This is a genomic window from Pseudomonas sp. G3-19 (assembly GCF_054855875.1).
This window is the reverse complement of the sequence record NZ_JBMPIQ010000003.1, coordinates 3,757,533-3,776,859: the sequence shown is the minus strand read 5'-3', so window position 1 is coordinate 3,776,859 and position 19,327 is coordinate 3,757,533. Positions and strand designations below refer to the sequence as shown.

General features: G+C 61.2%; 17 protein-coding genes and 1 riboswitch. Of the genes, 9 read left to right on the top strand and 8 right to left on the bottom strand.

What is annotated here, in order from left to right:
* Positions 1 to 765 (top strand): malonate transporter subunit MadM, encoded by a 765-nt coding sequence (gene madM, locus ACOYXI_RS17360; protein WP_134784862.1) that lies wholly within the window; start codon positions 1 to 3, stop codon positions 763 to 765.
* A 111-nt stretch (positions 766 to 876) separates the two neighbouring features.
* Here the strand turns inward: madM and ACOYXI_RS17355 are convergent, their stop codons facing one another.
* The gene (locus ACOYXI_RS17355; RefSeq protein WP_134784861.1) at positions 877 to 1,791 is read right to left on the bottom strand and encodes a LysR family transcriptional regulator; all 915 of its coding nucleotides are present in this window, start codon (positions 1,789 to 1,791) and stop codon (positions 877 to 879) included.
* A gap of 142 nt (positions 1,792 to 1,933) precedes the next feature.
* Here ACOYXI_RS17355 and trhA point away from each other — a divergent pair, with 142 nt between their 5' ends.
* The gene (gene trhA, locus ACOYXI_RS17350) at positions 1,934 to 2,551 is read left to right on the top strand and encodes a PAQR family membrane homeostasis protein TrhA (protein ID WP_461675096.1); all 618 of its coding nucleotides are present in this window, start codon (positions 1,934 to 1,936) and stop codon (positions 2,549 to 2,551) included.
* Positions 2,552 to 2,681: 130 nt separating this feature from the next.
* On the opposite strand, the gene ACOYXI_RS17345 is transcribed toward trhA, so the two are convergent.
* Positions 2,682 to 3,599, bottom strand: a complete 918-nt coding sequence (locus tag ACOYXI_RS17345; protein WP_027610598.1) for a LysR family transcriptional regulator — start codon at positions 3,597 to 3,599, stop codon at positions 2,682 to 2,684.
* A gap of 108 nt (positions 3,600 to 3,707) precedes the next feature.
* Between ACOYXI_RS17345 and ACOYXI_RS17340 the strand changes: the two genes are divergently transcribed.
* Positions 3,708 to 4,949, top strand: coding sequence for a D-amino acid dehydrogenase (locus ACOYXI_RS17340; protein ID WP_461675095.1), 1,242 nt, complete (start codon positions 3,708 to 3,710; stop codon positions 4,947 to 4,949).
* A gap of 40 nt (positions 4,950 to 4,989) precedes the next feature.
* Positions 4,990 to 5,892, top strand: coding sequence for a transporter substrate-binding domain-containing protein (locus ACOYXI_RS17335; protein WP_135296748.1), 903 nt, complete (start codon positions 4,990 to 4,992; stop codon positions 5,890 to 5,892).
* 121 nt (positions 5,893 to 6,013) lie between these two features.
* On the opposite strand, the gene ACOYXI_RS17330 is transcribed toward ACOYXI_RS17335, so the two are convergent.
* Both ACOYXI_RS17330 and ACOYXI_RS17325 read right to left on the bottom strand, forming a co-directional pair.
* Positions 6,014 to 6,733, bottom strand: coding sequence for a 16S rRNA (uracil(1498)-N(3))-methyltransferase (locus ACOYXI_RS17330; RefSeq protein WP_166495337.1), 720 nt, complete (start codon positions 6,731 to 6,733; stop codon positions 6,014 to 6,016).
* 133 nt (positions 6,734 to 6,866) lie between these two features.
* A complete protein-coding gene (locus tag ACOYXI_RS17325; protein WP_461675094.1) occupies positions 6,867 to 8,273 on the bottom strand; it encodes an adenosylmethionine--8-amino-7-oxononanoate transaminase in 1,407 nt (468 codons plus the stop codon).
* A gap of 224 nt (positions 8,274 to 8,497) precedes the next feature.
* On the opposite strand from ACOYXI_RS17325, the gene ACOYXI_RS17320 reads away from it, so the two are divergent.
* From ACOYXI_RS17320 to ACOYXI_RS17310, 3 genes are all read left to right on the top strand, one after another.
* Positions 8,498 to 10,285 carry a flavin monoamine oxidase family protein gene (locus ACOYXI_RS17320; protein ID WP_461675093.1) on the top strand — a complete coding sequence of 596 codons (1,788 nt, stop codon included), beginning with the start codon at positions 8,498 to 8,500 and terminating at the stop codon, positions 10,283 to 10,285.
* A 345-nt stretch (positions 10,286 to 10,630) separates the two neighbouring features.
* On the top strand, positions 10,631 to 11,182 hold the full coding sequence (locus tag ACOYXI_RS17315; protein ID WP_047596555.1) for a cytochrome b: 552 nt from the start codon (positions 10,631 to 10,633) through the stop codon (positions 11,180 to 11,182).
* Between the two features lie 31 nt (positions 11,183 to 11,213).
* The gene (locus ACOYXI_RS17310) at positions 11,214 to 11,807 is read left to right on the top strand and encodes a YceI family protein (RefSeq protein ID WP_096795740.1); all 594 of its coding nucleotides are present in this window, start codon (positions 11,214 to 11,216) and stop codon (positions 11,805 to 11,807) included.
* 256 nt (positions 11,808 to 12,063) lie between these two features.
* On the opposite strand, the gene ACOYXI_RS17305 is transcribed toward ACOYXI_RS17310, so the two are convergent.
* From ACOYXI_RS17305 to ahcY, 4 genes are all read right to left on the bottom strand, one after another.
* Positions 12,064 to 13,932, bottom strand: coding sequence for a DEAD/DEAH box helicase (locus ACOYXI_RS17305; RefSeq protein WP_135296746.1), 1,869 nt, complete (start codon positions 13,930 to 13,932; stop codon positions 12,064 to 12,066).
* A 221-nt stretch (positions 13,933 to 14,153) separates the two neighbouring features.
* Positions 14,154 to 14,966: a substrate-binding periplasmic protein gene (locus tag ACOYXI_RS17300; RefSeq protein ID WP_098966033.1), complete on the bottom strand. Its 813-nt coding sequence runs from the start codon at positions 14,964 to 14,966 to the stop codon at positions 14,154 to 14,156.
* A 146-nt stretch (positions 14,967 to 15,112) separates the two neighbouring features.
* Positions 15,113 to 15,958 carry a methylenetetrahydrofolate reductase [NAD(P)H] gene (gene metF, locus ACOYXI_RS17295; RefSeq protein WP_003229047.1) on the bottom strand — a complete coding sequence of 282 codons (846 nt, stop codon included), beginning with the start codon at positions 15,956 to 15,958 and terminating at the stop codon, positions 15,113 to 15,115.
* Positions 15,959 to 16,118: 160 nt separating this feature from the next.
* Entirely contained in the window at positions 16,119 to 17,528 is a 1,410-nt protein-coding gene (gene ahcY / locus ACOYXI_RS17290; protein WP_096795737.1) for an adenosylhomocysteinase, read from the bottom strand.
* Positions 17,529 to 17,551: 23 nt separating this feature from the next.
* Positions 17,552 to 17,650: riboswitch (S-adenosyl-L-homocysteine riboswitch) on the bottom strand.
* A gap of 196 nt (positions 17,651 to 17,846) precedes the next feature.
* On the opposite strand from ahcY, the gene ACOYXI_RS17285 reads away from it, so the two are divergent.
* Both ACOYXI_RS17285 and ACOYXI_RS17280 read left to right on the top strand, forming a co-directional pair.
* Positions 17,847 to 18,254 carry an acyl-CoA thioesterase gene (locus tag ACOYXI_RS17285; protein ID WP_095137509.1) on the top strand — a complete coding sequence of 136 codons (408 nt, stop codon included), beginning with the start codon at positions 17,847 to 17,849 and terminating at the stop codon, positions 18,252 to 18,254.
* Positions 18,255 to 18,428: 174 nt separating this feature from the next.
* Complete coding sequence (locus ACOYXI_RS17280) at positions 18,429 to 19,325, top strand: formate/nitrite transporter family protein (RefSeq protein ID WP_139055212.1); 897 nt, start codon at positions 18,429 to 18,431, stop codon at positions 19,323 to 19,325.
* The last annotated feature ends 2 nt before the right edge of the window (positions 19,326 to 19,327 follow it).

Here is a 19,327-nt window from a genome sequence, read left to right as displayed (position 1 = left end):
ATGTGGGCACTCATTGAAAACGGTCTGGAACACAACGGTCTGGTCACTGCCTTCGCCTTCGTCGGCGTGATCATGTGGGTCTCGGTGATTCTCTCGAAACGCCTGACCTTCGGGCGCATTCACGGCTCGGCGATTGCCATCGTCATCGGTCTGGTGCTGGCCTGGGTCGGCGGCACCATGACCGGTGGCCAGAAAGGCCTGGCGGATCTGACGCTGTTCTCCGGCATCGGCCTGATGGGCGGTGCGATGCTGCGGGATTTCGCGATTGTCGCCACGGCGTTCGAAGTGCAGGCGACCGAGGCGAAGAAGGCCGGGTTGATTGGCGTGATCGCGCTGCTGCTCGGTACGATCCTGCCGTTCATTGTCGGCGCGTGTATGGCTTGGGCCTTCGGCTATCGCGATGCGGTAAGCATGACCACCATCGGCGCGGGCGCGGTGACCTACATCGTCGGACCGGTGACTGGTGCGGCGATTGGCGCGACCTCGGATGTGATGGCGCTGTCGATTGCTACCGGGTTGATCAAGGCGATTCTGGTGATGGTCGGCACGCCGGTCGCGGCGCGCTGGATGGGCCTGGATAACCCGCGTTCGGCGATGGTGTTTGGTGGTCTGGCCGGGACGGTGAGCGGGGTGACCGCGGGCCTGGCGGCGACGGATCGGCGGTTGGTGCCTTATGGGGCGTTGACCGCTACGTTCCATACTGGGCTTGGCTGTTTGCTGGGGCCATCGCTGTTGTTCTTCATTGTTCGCGGTATTGTTGGCTAGATACGGAATTTGAGTTGTCTGGGCTGACGCTTTCGCGAGCAAGCCCGCTCCCACATTTGGGATGCGTTCCCCTGTGGGAGCGGGCTTGCTCGCGAAGGGCGCGACTCGGTCTCAAGTCTGGCGATTGGCATACATCCGACATTCCGCCAGCAACGCCAGCAGATTCGGATCGCGCTCCTTGGCCTTGAGAAACACCACACCAATGTGCTGCTGCAACCGATACTTCTCCTGCAACGGAATCAGCTTCACCCGGTTCTCGTACACCGCCGCAATCCTTCCTGGCAGCAACGCATAACCCACCCCCGAGCTGACCATGCTCAGCAGGGTGAAGATGTCGTTGACCTGCATCGCCACCTTCGGCTCGAACCCCGCCTGCTTGAACACCCGAATGCCGTCCTGATGGGTGGCGAAGCCTTGGGTCAGGGTGATGAAGGTTTCATCGCGCACCTCTGCCAGATCGACTTCACTGCGTTGAGCGAATCTTGAATCTGCCGGCGTGGCGAGGAAAATGTCATCGGAGAACAACGGGATCTGCTCGCAGTCCGGGTCGCTGACCGTGTCGTCCAGCGACACCAGAATCGCGTCGACTTCCATGTTCTTCAGCTTGTAGAGCAGGTCGATGTTCGAGCCGAGGATCAGGTCGATGTTGAGTTCGCTGCGGCGGATCTTCAGGCCCATGATCAGTTGCGGTACGGTTTTCACCGTCAGCGAATACAGCGAGCCGAGTTTGAAGCGTTCAGCGGAGAAACCGGCGGCCTCGCGGGTCAGGCGCACGCTTTCGACCACGTCCTGAATCAGCTTCTGCGCGCGTTCTTCGAGCACGTAGGCGCTTTCCAGTGGCGTCAGGTTGCGCCCTTCGTGCTTGAACAGCGGGCAGCGCAGGGCGCTTTCCAGCGAATGGATCGCCCGGTGCACGCTGACATTGCTGGTCTGCAACTCGACAGCGGCGCGCGCCAGGTTGCCGGTGCGCATGAAGGCGAGGAACACCTCGAGTTTTTTCAGGGTCAATTCTTCGTCGATCAGCATGGCGCGGACTCTTTTTGGTATCGACCGATTGTGCCCAATTACCGTGGCGTGCGCAGGTCCGCGTTGAACAGAAACATTGCGCTTTTACGCTCAAGGCCCGAGCCTTGCGCGCTGCGGTAACGAATAACGAGGTGAGCGACACATGTATCACGGGGAAAAACTCAACGCCTGGACGCATCTGGTCGGGGCAGTGGCCGCATTTATCGGCGGCGTGTGGATGCTGGTGATTGCCAGCCTCGACGGCAGTCCGTGGAAGATCGTCAGCGTGGCGATCTACGCCTTTACCTTGCTGGTGCTCTACAGCGCCTCGACCGTGTACCACAGCGTGCGCGGGCGCAAGAAAGCGATCATGCAGAAGGTCGATCACTTTTCGATCTACCTGCTGATCGCCGGCAGCTACACGCCGTTCTGTCTGGTGACGCTGCGCGGGCCGTGGGGCTGGACGCTGTTCGGGATTGTCTGGGGGCTGGCGCTGATCGGCATCCTGCAGGAGATCAAACCACGCTCGGAAGCGCGGATCCTGTCGATCGTGATCTACGCAGTGATGGGCTGGATCGTGCTGGTGGCGGTCAAACCGTTGATTGCTGCTTTGGGCACGGCAGGGTTTGCCTGGCTGGCGTCGGGCGGGGTGTTGTACACCGTGGGCATTATCTTTTTTGCCCTAGATCACCGGTTACGGCATGCGCACGGCATCTGGCATCTGTTCGTGATCGCCGGGAGTCTGCTGCACTTTGTGGCGATTCTGTTTTACGTCCTCTAACCGGAATTATCCCCAATCTCCCTGTGGGAGCGGGCTTGCTCGCGAATGCGTTGGTTCAGACAACATCTCTGTTGAATGACACACCGCATTCGCGAGCAAGCCCGCTCCCACATTAGATTGTGTTCCCACATCAGACTTGTGCCGAGTGCAGGTTATTGAGTTGTTGTTCAGCTCGCTGGCTGAAAATCTGCAGCAGATCGTTGAGCGTATGCGGTGGTGGCTCGCTGGCGCGGGTCACGGCGTACAAAGTGATCGGCAGTGGCGGGGCGAGGGGGCGTAGGGTGGTGGTTGCCACAGAGGCGCCCAGTGCGGTGAACGGATCGATCACCGCGACGCCGGCGCCGGACTCGACCATCGCCCGTGCCAGCGAATAAGTCTGCACGGCAATCCGCACCCGTGGCGGTGGCTCCACCGCTTCCAGATAGCTGTCGAGCCTTGCCGCCAATGGATCGGCGCTGGATAAACCAATCAGCGGCACATCCGCAAGCGCCATCAGTGGCAGCGGTTTGCCGACGTCTGCCGGCGGCCAGAAGTCCTTTGGCGCCAACGCCACCAGCACCCCCGCCGCCAGCGGCTGCGCTTTCAGCCCCGGGTGATCCGGCAACTGCAACGTCAGGGCCACGTCCACTTCGCGCATCAGCAGGTTCTGCATCAACTCGCGGCTGTGGGCACTGGACAGTTCGCAGGCGATGTCCGGGAATTGCGCCGTCCATTGCCGGATCGCCGGCGGCAGCAGCGACAGCGCCAGCGCTGGAGTCGCGCCGATCCGCAGGCTGTGGCCGGGTTCGCGGCGCAGGCTCTGTGCCAGGCGCCGCACGCCTTGCAGACTTTCCGTGACCTTGTCGACTTCGCGCTCCAGCTCCAGCGCTTCCGGGGTCGCCTGCAATTTACCGCGCACCCGCAGAAACAACGGAAAGCCCAACTGCTGCTCGGCGTGCTGCAGCACTTTGGTCACCGCCGGTTGCGAGACGTGCAGCAATTGCGCAGCGGCGCTGACCGAGCCGGTCTGGCGGATGGCCTGGAAAATCTCGATGTGGCGAAGGCGCATGGCGAGTCCATAACCTTTGTTTATAGGTCTGGCATCTTTATTCATTGTTCGGCGCCTGTCACCTCACCCTAACCTCAGCCTCGTCTTCACATAGAAATAGGGACGGACATGGCTCAGCGTGTGTGCATCATCGGCGGCGGCGTGATCGGGTTGGCAACGGCCTATGCGCTGGTGCGCGACGGTTTCGAAGTGACAGTGGTCGAGGCGCGGCAGTCGCTGGGCAGCGAAACCAGCTTCGCCAACGGCGGCCAGTTGTCCTACCGCTATGTGGCGCCGCTGGCCGATGCCGGCGTGCCGTTGCAGGCGATCGGCTGGATGCTGCGCGGCGACTCACCGCTCAAGCTACGCCCGCGTCTGGACCCTGCGCAATGGCGCTGGATGGCGTCGTTTCTCGCCGCCTGCCGCACCTCGGTCAACCGCGAAAACGCGGCGCATCTGTTGCGTCTGGCGCTGTTCAGCCAGAGCACGCTGAAACGCTGGCGCGAGGATGACGGACTCACCGGTTTCAACTGGCGGCGCAACGGCAAACTGGTGACTTTTCGCAATGCCGTCAGTTTCGACCATGCGCGCAAGGGCCTGGCCGATCCGCAGCAACAACAGGTGTTGTCCGCCACCGAATGTGCGCAGCTGGAACCGGCCTTGACCAAGGCGCCGTTTGTGGGCGCGATCTACACGCCGGATGAAGAAGTCGGCGATTGTCACGGTTTCTGCCAACAGTTGGCGGCGCGATTGAAGGCGTCGGGCCGTTGCGAGTTTCGTCTCGGTCAGGCAGTCACCGGCATTCGTCACAGCCACGGCGCCGTTACGGCCATTGAACTTGCCGACGAAGTGCTGACGGTCGAACAATTGGTGATCGCCGCCGGGCACCGAAGCTCTTTGCTGGCGCTGCCCGGCCTGCACGTGCCGCTGTATCCGCTGAAGGGTTACAGCCTGACCGTGCCGATCGGCAACGGGCATCGGGCGCCGGACGTGAGCGTCACCGACTACGACCGCAAGATCGTCTACGCGCGCATCGGCGAACAGTTACGCGTGGCGGCGATGGTCGACATCGTCGGTTTCGACCCGGCGGTAGATCCCGAGCGGCTGGCACTGATCAAGCGCCAGGCCTGCGACACACTTCCCGATGCCGGCAATTACGACGCGGCTGTGGAGTGGGCGGGCATGCGCCCGGCCACCCCCACCGGCGTACCGTTGTTGGGCGCCACGGCGTATCGCAATCTGTGGCTCAACCTCGGCCACGGCGCGCTCGGTTTCACCCTGGCCTGCGGCAGCGGGCAGTTGCTCAGCGAACTGATTGGCCAGCAACGCCCCTCAATTGATCTGCACGGCTTCAATCCCCGTGCGGCGTGACGGATTCTGCTCAACACCCCAACCACAACGGAGAATAACAATGCAAAAAATCACGTTGCTCGGCTGCACACTGGCGCTGTTCATCGGCGCCCAGGCGCAGGCCAATGAAGTGCCGCTGACCGGCGCGCTTGGCAAGATCGCCAGCGCCAACAGCATCACCCTGGGCTATCGCGATGCGTCGGTGCCGTTCTCGTATGTGGGCGATCACACCGGGCAGCCGATGGGGTATTCGGTGGAGCTGGCGGGCAAGATTGTCGAGCGGATCAAGCAGCAACTGGCGTTGCCGGAGCTGAAGGTGAAGTACAACCTGGTGACATCGCAGACGCGGATTCCGCTGGTGCAGAACGGCACGGTTGATCTTGAGTGCGGCTCCACCGGGGTGACGGCCGAGCGGCAGAAACAGGTCGCGTTCTCCTACGGTTTCATCTACGTAAAAGGGCAGTTGCTGACCGCAAAGGACAGCGGCATTCACAGCTTCGATGACCTGCGCGGCAAGAACGTGGTGACCACCGCCGGCACCACCAACGAGCGCTATCTGAAGAGCTACAACCTCGACCACAAACTGAACATGTTCGTGATCAGCGCCAAGGATCACGGCGAGGCGTTCCAGATGCTGCAGTCGGGACGGGCAGCGGCCTTCTACATGGACGACGCATTGCTCTACGGCGAGCGGGCCAAGGCGCGGGACCCGCACAACTGGGTCGTGGTGGGGGAGGAACAATCGCGGGAAATCTACAGCTGCATGGTGCGCAAGGATGATCCGCAATTCCTCGCGCTGGTGAACGACGCGCTGGCGGATCTGTACAGCTCGGGGGAGATCAACGGGATTTACAAGCGCTGGTTCGAACAGCCGATTCCGCCAAAGGGGTTGAACCTGGAGTTTCCGATGACCAGCGAGTTGAAGGCGATCATTGCCAGGCCAGTCAGTGATCCGGTGGAGTGACAGTCAGACCGAGGGGAAGCTTTTCGCGAGCAAGCCCGCTCCCACAGTAGTTCTCGGGTGTACACAAAATTTGTGCTCACTGGAAATCCAATGTGGGAGCGGGCTTGCTCGCGAAGAGGCCCTAGAAGTCACCCCAAAGCTGCTGAGCCACCGCCAGTGCAACCACCGGCGCAGTCTCGGTACGCAGCACGCGTGGGCCGAGGCGGGCGGCGTGGAAACCGTTGCCCTTGGCCTGCTCAACCTCGGCATCCGACAAACCGCCCTCCGGCCCGATCAGGAACGCCAGGGTCGCCGGTTTGGCATGGCTCACCAGCGGCTCGGCCACCGGGTGCAGTACCAGTTTCAACTCAGCCTGGGTTTGCTTCAGCCAGTCGGCCAACAACACCGGCGGATGAATCACCGGCACCCGCGAACGACCGCACTGCTCACAGGCGCTGATCGCCACCTGACGCCAGTGCAGCAGGCGTTTGTCGGCGCGTTCGTCCTTCAGGCGCACTTCGCAGCGGTCGCTGAAGATCGGGGTGATTTCGCTCACGCCCAGCTCGGTGGCTTTCTGGATCGCCCAGTCCATGCGCTCGCCCCGGGACAGGCCCTGGCCGAGGTGGATCTGCAGCGGCGATTCGATCTGCCCGGCTAACTGTTCGTCGATCTGCACCACCACGCGTTTCTTGCCGACTTCCACCAACGAGCCGCGAAACTCATGGCCGGAACCGTCGAACAACTGCACCGCATCGCCCTCGGCCATGCGCAGCACGCGGCTGATGTAATGCGCCTGGGCTTCCGGCAGTTCGTGTTCGCCGGTGCTCAGGGGGGCGTCGATAAAGAAGCGGGACAGTCTCATGGTGGGTCTCTAAAAAGATGTGAATCAGTTGGATCGGTGTCGACTTCATTCGCGAGCAAGCTCGCTCCCACATTTAGAATGCATTTCCCTGTGGGAGCGCGAAAGCGGCAGTTCAGGCGCCACAAATTTTGAATCAGCCCGGATCACGGAACCCCGGGTGGAAATCCTTCGGCACCGCCACGCTGACGCTGTCCCGTGCGGCGATGTCGATGCCTTCGCTGGCGACTTCGGCGAGGAAGTCGATCTGTTCCGGGGTAATCACATACGGCGGCAGGAAATACACCACACTGCCAAGCGGCCGCAGCAACGCGCCGCGCTCCAGCGCATGCTGGAACACCTTCAGGCCACGGCGTTCCTGCCAAGGGTAGGCCTCTTTGGTGGCTTTATCCTTGACCATCTCGATCGCCAGCACCATGCCGGTCTGGCGCACCTCGGATACATTCGGGTGATCGACCAGATGCGCAGTGGCCGACGCCATGCGCCGGGCCAGCGCCTGGTTGTTCTCGATGACGTTGTCCTGCTCGAAGATATCCAGCGTCGCCAGCGCCGCCGCGCAGGCCAGTGGGTTGCCGGTGTAGCTATGCGAATGCAGGAAGGCGCGCAGGGTCGGGTAGTCGTCGTAGAACGCGCTGTAGACCTCGTCGGTGGTCAGGCACGCCGCCAGTGGCAGGTAGCCGCCGGTCAGGGCCTTGGACAGGCAGAGGAAGTCCGGGCGGATGCCGGCCTGCTCACAGGCAAACATGGTGCCGGTACGGCCGAAGCCGACGGCGATTTCGTCGTGGATCAGGTGCACGCCGTAGCGGTCGCAGGCTTCGCGCAGCAGCTTCAGGTACACCGGGTGATACATGCGCATGCCGCCGGCGCCCTGAATCAACGGCTCGACGATCACCGCTGCAACGCTGTCATGATTCTCGGCCAGCGTCTGCTCCATCGCCGCGAACATGTTGCGCGAGTGTTCTTCCCAGCTCATGCCTTGCGGGCGCCCGTAGCAATCCGGGCTTGGCACCTTGATGGTGTCCATCAGCAGCGCTTTGTAGGTTTCGGTGAACAGCGGCACGTCGCCGACTGCCATCGCTGCCATGGTTTCGCCGTGGTAGCTGTTGGTCAGGGTGACGAAGCGTTTCTTGTTCGGCTGGCCGCGGTTGAGCCAGTAGTGAAAGCTCATTTTCAGCGCGACTTCGATGCAGGACGAACCATTATCGGCGTAGAACACCCGGTTCAGGCCTTCCGGGGTCATCTTCACCAGACGCTCGGACAGTTCGATCACCGGTTGATGGCTGAAACCGGCCAGAATCACGTGCTCCAGCTGATCGACCTGATCCTTGATGCGCTGGTTGATGCGCGGGTTGGCGTGGCCGAACACGTTGACCCACCAGGAGCTGACGGCATCGAGGTAGCGCTTGCCTTCGAAGTCTTCGAGCCAGACGCCTTCGCCGCGCTTGATCGGGATCAGCGGCAGCTGTTCGTGGTCTTTCATCTGGGTGCAGGGATGCCACAGCACCGCGAGGTCGCGTTGCATCCACTGGTTATTCAGGCCCATTTACAGTCTCCTCGAGGCGGCTCGCGTCAGGCGCGGGCAAACAATCGCGCAAGCCTATGCAATGCATCGCGTCGGGACAACCCATTGCGTCGATTGAGCTACTTTGTATGGGCCGATAGACGTCGCTGGCGGCGTTTTGATGGCTGACGTATTCTTCGCGGTTCTTTGGGTCGTCTGACCCGCAAAACTGCTTTTTTCCTACGTGTATTTCCGGAGTTCGCTGAATGTCTGTCGGTTGGCTGCGCGCCTGTGCGCTGGTGATGTTGGGGCTGTTCAGCGTTACGGCGCTGGCCAAGGATAAAACCGCAATCGTGATCGGCGGCGGCCTGTCGGGCCTGACCGCAGCTTACGAGCTGCAGAACAAGGGCTGGCAGGTCACGCTGCTCGAAGCCAAGCCGAGCCTGGGCGGTCGCTCGGGCATGGCCACCAGCGAGTGGATCGGCAACGACAAGACCCAGCCGGTGCTGAACAAGTACGTCTCGACCTTCAAGCTGAGCACCACGCCAGCCCCTGAATTCGTGCGTACACCGGGTTATCTGATCGACGGTGAATATTTCTCCGCTGCCGATCTGGCGACCAAGCAGCCGGCCACCGCCGATGCCCTGAAGCGCTACCAGAAAACCCTCGACGATCTGGCGCGCTCGATCGACGACCCGCAGAACCCGGCCGCGACCAATACCCTGCATGCACTGGACCAGATCAACGTGTCGAGCTGGCTCGACAAGCAGAACCTGCCGGCCACCGCGCGTCAGCTGATCAACCAGGACATCCGCACCCACTACGACGAGCCTTCGCGGCTGTCGCTGCTGTATTTCGCCCAGCAGAACCGCGTCTACCGTGGCGTCTCTGACCGTGACCTGCGCGCCTCGCGTCTGGTCGGCGGCAGCCAGGTACTGGCCCAGGCGTTCGTCAAGCAGATCAAGACCATCAAGACCAACTCGCCGGTTTCCGCGATCACTCAGGACAAGGACGGCGTGACCGTCAAGGTCGGCAGTGTCGGCTACCAGGCTGACTACGTGGTGCTGGCCGTGCCGCTGCGTGCGCTGAACAAAATTGCGCTGACCCCAGCACTGGACGCTCAGCACCTGGCCGCGATCAAGGGCACCAACTACGGCTGGCGCGACCAGATCATGTTGAAGTTCAAGACGCCTGTGTGGGAAAGCAAGGCGCGCATGTCCGGTGAGATCTACAGTAACGCCGGCCTCGGCATGCTCTGGATCGAGCCAGCGCTGAAAGGTGGCGCCAACGTGGTGATCAACCTGTCCGGCGACAATGCCCGCGTGATGCAAGCGTTCGGCGACAAGCAGATGGTCGATCAGGTGCTGATCCGTCTGCACGCGTTTTATCCACAGGCCCGTGGCTCGTTCACCGGTTATGAAATCCGTCGCTACAGCACCGACCCGTCGATGGGCGGCGCCTACCTGGCTTACGGCCCGGGCCAGATCAGCAAATTCTGGCGCATGTGGGAGCGCCCACTGCAACGCGTAGCGTTTGCCGGCGAACACACCGACACCCTGTATCCGGGCACTCTGGAAGGCGCGCTGCGCACCGGTCAGCGTGCGGCCAGTCAGGTGGAAGACCTAGCAGCCGGCAAGTCGTTTGAGCCGGTCAAAGTGGTTCCAGCCGCAGCAGCGGCAGGCGCGGCGGGTGCCGTGGCGGCGAAGAAGGGCAACTTCTTCAGCAACCTGTTTGGCGGTTCGGATGACGAGAAGAAGCCAGAACCTGTGAAGGCGCCTGAACCGGCTCCAGCGCCAGTGACTCCAGCGCCTGCACCGGCTCCAGCCCCTGCGCCAGCTCCGGTGGAAGCGCCGAAACCCGCCGCTCCGGTGAAAGCCGAACCGGCGAAGAAAGCGCCAGCCAAGCCTGCAGCGAAAAAGCCTGCAGCGAAAACCGAGGCGAAAAAGGCCCCGGCCAAACCGGCGGCGAAAAAGGCTGAGCCGGCGAAGAAGCCTGCGGCCAAGCCGGCTACAACCCCGGCTCCGGCGGCAAGCACCGACAGCAAAGCGCAGTAAGGCTTTGCGGTGAATGAAAAAGCGCGGCTTGCAGGCCGCGCTTTTTTTTGGCCTGCCAAACCGCCTTCGCGAGCAAGCTCGCTCCCACATTATTCGACCGTGATCCCTCAGCTGGAATGCGATCCCCTGTGGGAGCGAGCTTGCTCGCGAAGAGGCCGGTTCAGGCAGCACTGACTTTGGATCTGTACCCAGCCTTCTGCCCCACACTTTCCCCTTTAATCTTTCCTTAACTACCATGTTCAAGACTCTTGATCGTATTTCTCGATATTTCAAAGCAAAATTTTCCGCTTTAATTCGATAGATAACTCGCTAGTCTTGGTTCGCAGTTCTCACAGGATTTGGGCAATGCAGCTACGTAACTCTGCTTCACGCTATGGTTGGGTCAGCATCTTCATGCACTGGGGCGTGGCGCTGGCGGTCTTCGGACTGTTTGCGCTGGGTCTGTGGATGGTGGGACTGGATTACTACAGCAGCTGGCGCAAAGACGCGCCGGATCTGCACAAGAGCATCGGTCTGGTGCTGCTGGGTGTGATGGTGTTGCGGGTGTTGTGGCGCTTTATCAGCCCACCGCCACCGACGCTGCAAAGCTACAGCCGCATGACCCGCATCGGCGCCAAATTCGGCCACGGGTTTCTGTACGTCGGACTGTTCGCTGTGATGCTTGCCGGTTACCTGATTTCCACCGCAGACGGTGTCGGGATCCCGGTGTTTGGCCTGTTTGAAGTTCCTGCACTGGTTTCCGGGCTACCGGATCAGGCAGACACCGCTGGGGTGATTCATCTCTGGCTGGCATGGGCGCTGGTAATTTTTTCCGGTCTCCATGCGTTGGCAGCATTGAAGCACCACTTTATCGATCGTGATGCGACCCTCACTCGAATGCTCGGTCGCAAAGCCTGAAATTCAACCTCGACTCAAAGGAAAAGAAAGCATGTTGAAAAAGACTCTGGCCGCTCTGGCAATCGGTTCGGCCGTACTGTCCGCGAACGTGATGGCTGCTGATTACACCGTCGACAAGGAAGGCCAGCACGCTTTCGTCGACTTCAAGATCAGCCACCTGGGCTACAGCTACATCACCGGTACCTTCAAGGACATCGACGGCAAGTTCAGCTTCGACGCCGCCAAGCCTGAAGACAGCAAAATCGAATTCAACGTGAAAACCGCCAGCGTGTTCACCAACCACGCCGAGCGCGACAAGCACATCTCCAGCAAAGACTTCCTGGACGTGGGCAAATACGCTGACGCCAAGTTCGTCTCCACCAGCGTCAAATCCACCGGCAAGAACGCCGATGGCAAAGACACTGCCGACGTGACCGGCGACCTGACCCTGCACGGTGTGACCAAGCCAATCGTGGTCAAGGCTGTGTTCCTGGGCGAAGGCAAGGATCCATGGGGCGGCTACCGTGCCGGCTTTGAAGGCACCACCAGCATCAAGCGCTCTGATTTCGGCAAGATGATGGATCTGGGTCCACAGTCCGACAAGGTCGACCTGTACATCTCGTTCGAAGGTGTGAAAGCGAAGTAATTTTCGCCGCCATACAAAAACGCCCCCGGTCGTAAGGCCGGGGGCGTTTTTTATTGTCCTTCACAACACTGATCTCACCGCGTGGGAGCGGGCTTGCTCGCGAATGCGGCGGGCCAGTCGATACTTCCGTTACAGACATACCGCATTCGCGAGCAAGCCCGCTCCCACAGGTGATTTGGTGATTCAGGGATATTGGCTTGCTCATGAAAAATGCCCCGGCTCTTGCGAGCCGGGGCATTTTCATGGCAGCGATAACTCAGCGATTGCGGGTCAGCAGTGCTGGTTTTTCGCCGCGCGGGCGGGTCGGCAGTTGATCGAGCTGCTCAGGTGTCGGGAAGCGGTCTGCCTTGGACTCCTTGTGCATGATCTTCGGCCCGGTGCTGCGCGGGTTCTGCACGGCCGGTTCGGCGCGTTGCTGATCGTCGCGAGCCGGGCGGCGGTTGCGCGACGAGGACTCGTCGCGACGGCCCTGGCCGTCACGCGGAGCACCGTTGCGCGGGCCGTTGCGTTTGCCCGGCGGGGTGCCGGTGCTCGAACCGTTGCTGTTACGCGGGCCGTTCTGGCGACCTTGCGACTGACCGCCGCGTGGAGCGCCTGCACCTGCGCCCTGAGCTGGCGCGCCTGGACGGCGACCACGGCCACCGGCAGGAGCAGCTTTCGGCACGTAATCAACGCGGTTACCGAAGTTATCGATATCGTCGTCGAGGAACTCGTCCGGTGCACGATCAGCCGCCGCGCGTGGTGGCTGGCTCGGACGCTGTTCGCGGGCCGGGGTGCCTTCGCGTGGTTTCTGCTGACGGGCAGGGCGCTCGCCGCGTTCGCCGGCGGGTTTTTCCTTGCCCTTGTCTTTGCCTTTGTCTTTACGACCGCCGCCACCGCCGCCGCCATTCGGACCGTCGCCGCGCGGGCCACGGGAGTTGCGCGGGTTGCGCATGTCCGGGCGCTCGCGCACTTCAGGCTTCTCGGCCTCGATGGTGCTGGCATCGAAGCCCATCAGGTCGCCATCGGCGATTTTCTGCTTGGTCATGCGTTCGATGCTTTTCAGCAGTTTTTCTTCGTCCGGGGCCACCAGCGAGATCGCCTCGCCCGAACGACCGGCGCGGCCAGTACGGCCGATACGGTGCACGTAGTCTTCATCGACGTTTGGCAGCTCGAAGTTGACCACGTGTGGCAACTGATCGATGTCCAGACCGCGCGCGGCGATGTCGGTCGCGACCAGGATGCGCACTTCACCGGCCTTGAAATCGGCCAGGGCTTTGGTGCGGGCGTTCTGGCTCTTGTTGCCGTGGATCGCCACAGCCGGCAGGCCGTGCTTGTCCAGGTACTCGGCCAGACGGTTGGCGCCGTGCTTGGTGCGGGTGAACACCAGTACCTGTTCCCAGGCGCCGGCGGTGATCAGGTGCGCCAGCAGGGCACGCTTGTGGCTGGCCGGCAGACGGAACACGCGTTGCTCGATGCGCTCGACCGTGGTGTTCGGCGGGGTGACTTCGATGCGTTCCGGGTTGTGCAGCAGTTTGCCGGCAAGATCGGTGATGTCTTTGGAGAACGTCGCCGAGAACAGCAGGTTCTGACGCTTGGCCGGCAGGCGTGCGAGGACTTTCTTCACGTCGTGAACGAAGCCCATGTCGAGCATGCGGTCGGCTTCGTCGAGGACGAGGATTTCGACGTGGGACAGATCGACACTGCCCTGGCCTGCGAGGTCGAGCAGACGACCCGGGCATGCGACGAGCACGTCAACGCCACGGGACATGGCCTGGACCTGCGGGTTCATGCCGACGCCGCCGAAGATGCAGGCGCTGACGAATTTCAGGTCACGGGCGTAGATCTTGAAGCTCTCGTGAACCTGGGCCGCGAGTTCGCGGGTCGGGGTCAGGACCAGTACGCGCGGTTGGCGCGGGCCATGACGCTGGGATTTGTCCGGGTGACCGTTGGGGAACAACCGCTCCAGGATCGGAAGGGCGAAACCGCCGGTTTTACCGGTACCTGTCTGTGCCGCAACCATCAGGTCGCGACCTTGCAACACGGCGGGAATGGCCCGCTGTTGCACCGGAGTAGGCTCGGTATAGCCCGCATCTTCGATGGCACGGACTAAAGCCTCGGAGAGACCGAGGGAAGCAAAGGACATGAGTAATCCTGTTTTAGTTAGGGCTTGGCCCAATGGGAGTCTTGCCTGGCGCGAATCGCGTTTAAGAGGACGCGATCCCGTCCGGTCCTGCTGCGGTTCCGAAGGCACGTCAGGAGCGCTCGCGCGGGCTGAAAGCTGCGCTGTAGCGGGTCGAGAGGCCTGTTACGGTTCCGGGCGTCCGGGCGTGAGCCTGGCGGGAACGCCGGAGTATAACAGAGCAATCACTGCGCGCTGCTTTCCTGCTGCTCAACGGTTTTGCGGCTGGCCGAGGCGTTGCCCAGCGGCACGGCGTCGACCGGGGCGGCGCCGTAGCGTGCGCTGAGCTCGGCGTAGGCCGGTTCGCGCTTGAAACGCTTGAGTTCGGCACCGAAACGCGCCACCAGCAGATCCATCCCGGCATTGCGTCGAACGGCCAGATATTGGCTCTGACGGCTGATGACCGTGGGATTTTCGGTGATTTGATCGCGAATATTCAGTTGATCGAGCAAATGCTGGCCCACGCGGCGATCGGTGATCAGCAAGTCGATACGTCCGCGCAACAGTTTGCCGAAGTTGGCCTCGTGGGTTGGTGCCGGCTCGCGGGTGAACAGTGTCGACTGGCTGAAGTCCGGACTGTACAGATAGCCCGGCGAAGTGCCGATGGTCAGGCCTTTGAGGTCTTCGAGCTGGCGGAACGGATGGGGACGGTCGTTGGCGTAGAACATCACGAACTCTACGTCCGACAGCGGTTCGATGGGGTAGAGCAGGGTGGCATCGCGCTCGTCGCTGTGAAAGATGTCCAGTGCGCCGTCGGCCTGGCCGGTCTCGAGCATCGACAGGCAGCGTTTCCACGGCAGGAACTGCCATTCGACTTCGATTCCCAGACGCTTGAACACGATGGCGGTGGTTTCGTAATCCAGCCCGAGGTTCCTGCCATTCTCTTCGTAGACGTAAGGTGCCCACGGCTCGGTGACAATACGCAGCTTCTCGCCCCGAGCGGCAAAGCTCAGGCAAGCAAAAACCAGCACGGTGAGTAACTGCGCGAAAAAAGGCATGGCTTGAGATTACGACGAGAAACGCGAAAGAGCCAGAAAGTGCCTGCACAAGCTCTAATTCGGGGATTCAAAAGCAAAAAATCGCAGCAACGACACCCCTGTAGGAGCTGCCGAAGGCTGCGATCTTTTGATCTTTCTTTTAATGCTTAGCGCGGCAACTTCAGGTTATTCCAGATCGCCAGACTAGGTTCAGCCTGGTTCATGGAATAGAAGTGCAGCCCCGGTGCGCCGCCCTGCAACAGGCGTTCGCACATTTCGCTGACAACTTGCTCGCCGAAGCGCTGAATGCTCTGGCTGTCATCGCCGTAGGCTTCCAGTTGCTTGCGGATCCAGCGCGGAATTTCCGCACCGCAGGCATCGGAGAAACGCGCCAGCTTGCTGTAGTTGGTGATCGGCATGATCCCCGGTACGACTGGAATATCCACGCCCAGCGCCTGCAAACGGTCGACGAAGTAGAAGTAGCTGTCGGCGTTGAAGAAGTACTGGGTGATCGCGCTGTCGGCGCCGGCGCGGGCCTTGCGCACGAAGTTGGCGAGATCGTCTTCGTAATTGCGCGCTTGCGGATGCATCTCCGGGTAAGCGGCAACTTCGATGTGGAAATGATCACCGGTTTCTTCACGAATGAATTCAACCAGTTCGTTGGCGTGACGCAGCTCGCCGCTGGTCATGCCCATGCCGGACGGCAGGTCACCGCGCAGCGCAACGATGCGCTTGATGCCGGCCGCCTTGTACTCGTTCAGCAGGCCGCGCAGGTCGTCCTTGCTGTCGCCGACGCACGACAGGTGCGGTGCGGCCGGTACTTTGACTTCGCTTTCCAGTTGCAGAACGGTGTTGAGGGTGCGATCACGGGTCGAACCGCCAGCGCCGTAGGTGCAGGAAAAGAAGTCGGGGTTGTACGTTGCCAACTGACGGGCAACGTTGAGCAGTTTTTCATGCCCAGCATCGGTCTTGGTCGGGAAGAACTCGAAGCTGTAGCGACGGTCTTGGGACATGGGAAATACCCTTGGAAACACGAAGCCTGTGAGGCTTGCACCGCCCATGTGGGAGCGGGCTTGCTCGCGAAAGCGGCGGGTCAGGCAACATCAATGCTGAATGACAGACCGCTTTCGCGAGCAAGCCCGCTCCCACAGGGAGAGCAGGCCGCCGCGTCAATCAGTAGCGGTAAGCGTGCGGCTTGAACGGGCCTTCGACGGTCACGCCGATGTAGTCAGCCTGTTGCTTGGTCAGTTGAGTGACCACACCGCCGAAGCCGCGCACCATTTCCAGGGCCACTTCTTCGTCGAGTTTCTTCGGCAGTACTTCAACGGTCAGACGCTCGGCTTTCTCGGCTGGCGACAGGTCGGCGTACTTCTGGCCGAACAGGAAGATCTGCGCCAGTACCTGGTTGGCGAACGAACCGTCCATGATGCGGCTCGGGTGACCGGTGGCGTTGCCCAGGTTCACCAGACGGCCTTCGGCCAGCAGGATCAGGTAGTCGTCGTTCTGCGCGTCGAAAGCGCCCGGGCCGGTACGGTGGATCTTGTGTACCTGTGGCTTCACTTCTTCCCATGCCCAGTTCTTGCGCATGAAAGCGGTGTCGATTTCGTTGTCGAAGTGGCCGATGTTGCAGACAACAGCGCGCTTCTTCAGGGCTTTGAGCATGTTCGCGTCGCAAACATTGACGTTACCGGTGGTGGTCACGATCAGGTCGATCTTGCCCAGCAGCGCTTTGTCGATGCTCGCTTCGGTGCCGTCGTTGATACCGTCGATGAACGGCGAAACCAGTTCGAAACCGTCCATGCAGGCCTGCATGGCGCAGATCGGGTCAACTTCGGAGACCTTGACGATCATGCCTTCCTGACGCAGGGACTGGGCCGAACCCTTACCCACGTCACCGTAACCGATGACCAGCGCTTGCTTGCCGGACAGCAGGTGGTCGGTGCCGCGCTTGATCGCATCGTTCAGGCTGTGACGGCAGCCGTACTTGTTGTCGTTCTTGGACTTGGTCACCGAGTCGTTGACGTTGATCGCCGGGATCTTCAGCTCGCCCTTGGCCAGCATGTCCAGCAGGCGGTGAACACCGGTGGTGGTTTCTTCGGTCACGCCGTGAACGCGATCCAGTACTTGTGGGTACTTGTCGTGCAGCAGCTGAGTCAGGTCGCCGCCGTCGTCGAGGATCATGTTGGCGTCCCATGGCTGGCCATCTTTCAGGATGGTCTGCTCCAGGCACCACTCGTACTCTTCTTCAGTCTCGCCTTTCCAGGCGAAAACCGGGATGCCGGCGGCAGCGATGGACGCAGCGGCCTGATCCTGAGTCGAGAAAATGTTGCAGGACGACCAGCGTACTTCGGCACCCAGGGCAACCAGGGTTTCGATCAGCACGGCAGTCTGAATGGTCATGTGGATGCAGCCGAGGATTTTCGCGCCCTTGAGCGGCTGCTCGGAGGCGTACTTGCGGCGCAGACCCATCAGGGCCGGCATTTCCGACTCGGCGATGATGGTTTCGCGACGGCCCCAGGCAGCCAGGGACATATCGGCAACTTTGTAATCGTTAAAATCTGCAGGCGTGATAACAGCGCTCATGAAGAGCCTCCATTCGTAATGTATGCGAATGGGCGCCGTTGTGCGTTTAGTGTCCGGCCGTGGCCAGTCAACGCCCCATCCGAGCCTGACAGGTTGATCCTGCTGCAGCGCCCCTCGGACAGGTGGCGGGAAAACGGTAGCAGGTGAACGTTACCGTTTTGAAACGGGGGCGATTATAGCCGTCTAGACTGATCTTCCAAAGGGTTTCTGTCGGCCAAATGAAGATCGCTAATAGCGACCATAGTAGAAGGCTCATGGAGCATGACCGTCCGGTCTGCCAAGATGGCGCCATCTTTCGGCAAACGCTCAGGAGTGAACATGAATTTCCACACCCGCAAATGGGTAAAACCCGAAGACCTGAACCCCAACGGCACCCTGTTCGGCGGCAGCCTGCTGCGCTGGATCGACGAAGAAGCGGCGATTTACGCGATCGTCCAGTTGGGCAATCAGCGCGTGGTGACCAAGTACATTTCCGAAATCAACTTCGTCAGCGCCTCGCGCCAGGGCGACATCATCGAGCTGGGCATCACCGCCACCGAGTTCGGTCGTACCTCGATCACCCTGACCTGTGAAGTGCGCAACAAGATCACCCGCAAGAGCATCCTCACGGTCGAGAAGATGGTCTTCGTCAACCTCGGCGAAGACGGCCTGCCGGCGCCGCACGGGCGGACCGAGATCAAGTACGTCAAAGACCAGTTCAAGGAAGATGAACTGGTCAGCAACTAACATCGGCGGCGCGCCCTTCGCGAGCAAGCCCGCTCCCACATGGATTGCGTTGTACCTGTGGGAGCGGGCTTGCTCGCGAAGGCGGTTGTTCAGTCAGCGAAGAATATCTGGCCACTGAACAGCCATGAACCGCCGGGGTCGTAGGTAAACACCAGCCCCCACGGTTCCCACGCCATGACCACCCCGACAGACGGCAAGACCCCAAACCTCTCGACCGACGAACAACACGAAGTCGAGAAAAACCAGCCGCCCCGCGCGGCGGTTCTGCATGAAATCATCCGCACTCAGGGCGATCAGGAACTGGAGCGCAGCATCGCTGCATTGTGGTGGTCGGCGCTCGCCGCCGGGCTGACCATGGGCCTGTCATTGATGGGCATGGGCCTGCTCAATTCGCGACTGCCCGAAGGTGACGAGTTCAAGGTCATCGCCAGTTTCGGCTACTGCGCCGGTTTCCTCGCGGTGATTCTCGCCCGCCAGCAACTGTTCACCGAAAACACCCTGACCGCCGTTCTGCCGGTGATGACTAAACCGACCCTGGCCAATTTCGGTCGGCTGATCCGCTTGTGGGGCGTTGTCCTGTTCGGCAATTTGTGCGGGACGATTCTGGTGGCGTACGTGATGCTTGAGCTGCCGATCTTCGACAGCAAGACTGATCACGCCTTCCTTGAAATCGGCCGCAAGGTCATGGAAAACCACGCCAGTCAGATGTTCGCCAAGGGCATCGTCTCAGGCTGGATGATCGCCACCATGGTCTGGATGATCCCGTCCATGGAGAGCGCGAAGATGTGGATCATCATCCTTATCACCTACCTGATGGCGCTGGGCGACTTCACCCACATCGTGGTCGGTTCGGCGGAAGTGTCGTATCTGGTGTTTGCCGGCGAGCTGCCGTGGAGTGATTTCTGGATGGTGTTTGCCGGGCCCACGCTGGCGGGGAACATCATCGGCGGCAGTTTCATCTTCGCCCTGATCAGCCATGCGCAGATCCGCAGCGAAAGCGGGGCGCCCAAGACGGATAAACCGAACTCCGGCAAACCCCGCGAAGATGAATCCGACAGCAAGCCCCGATAGTT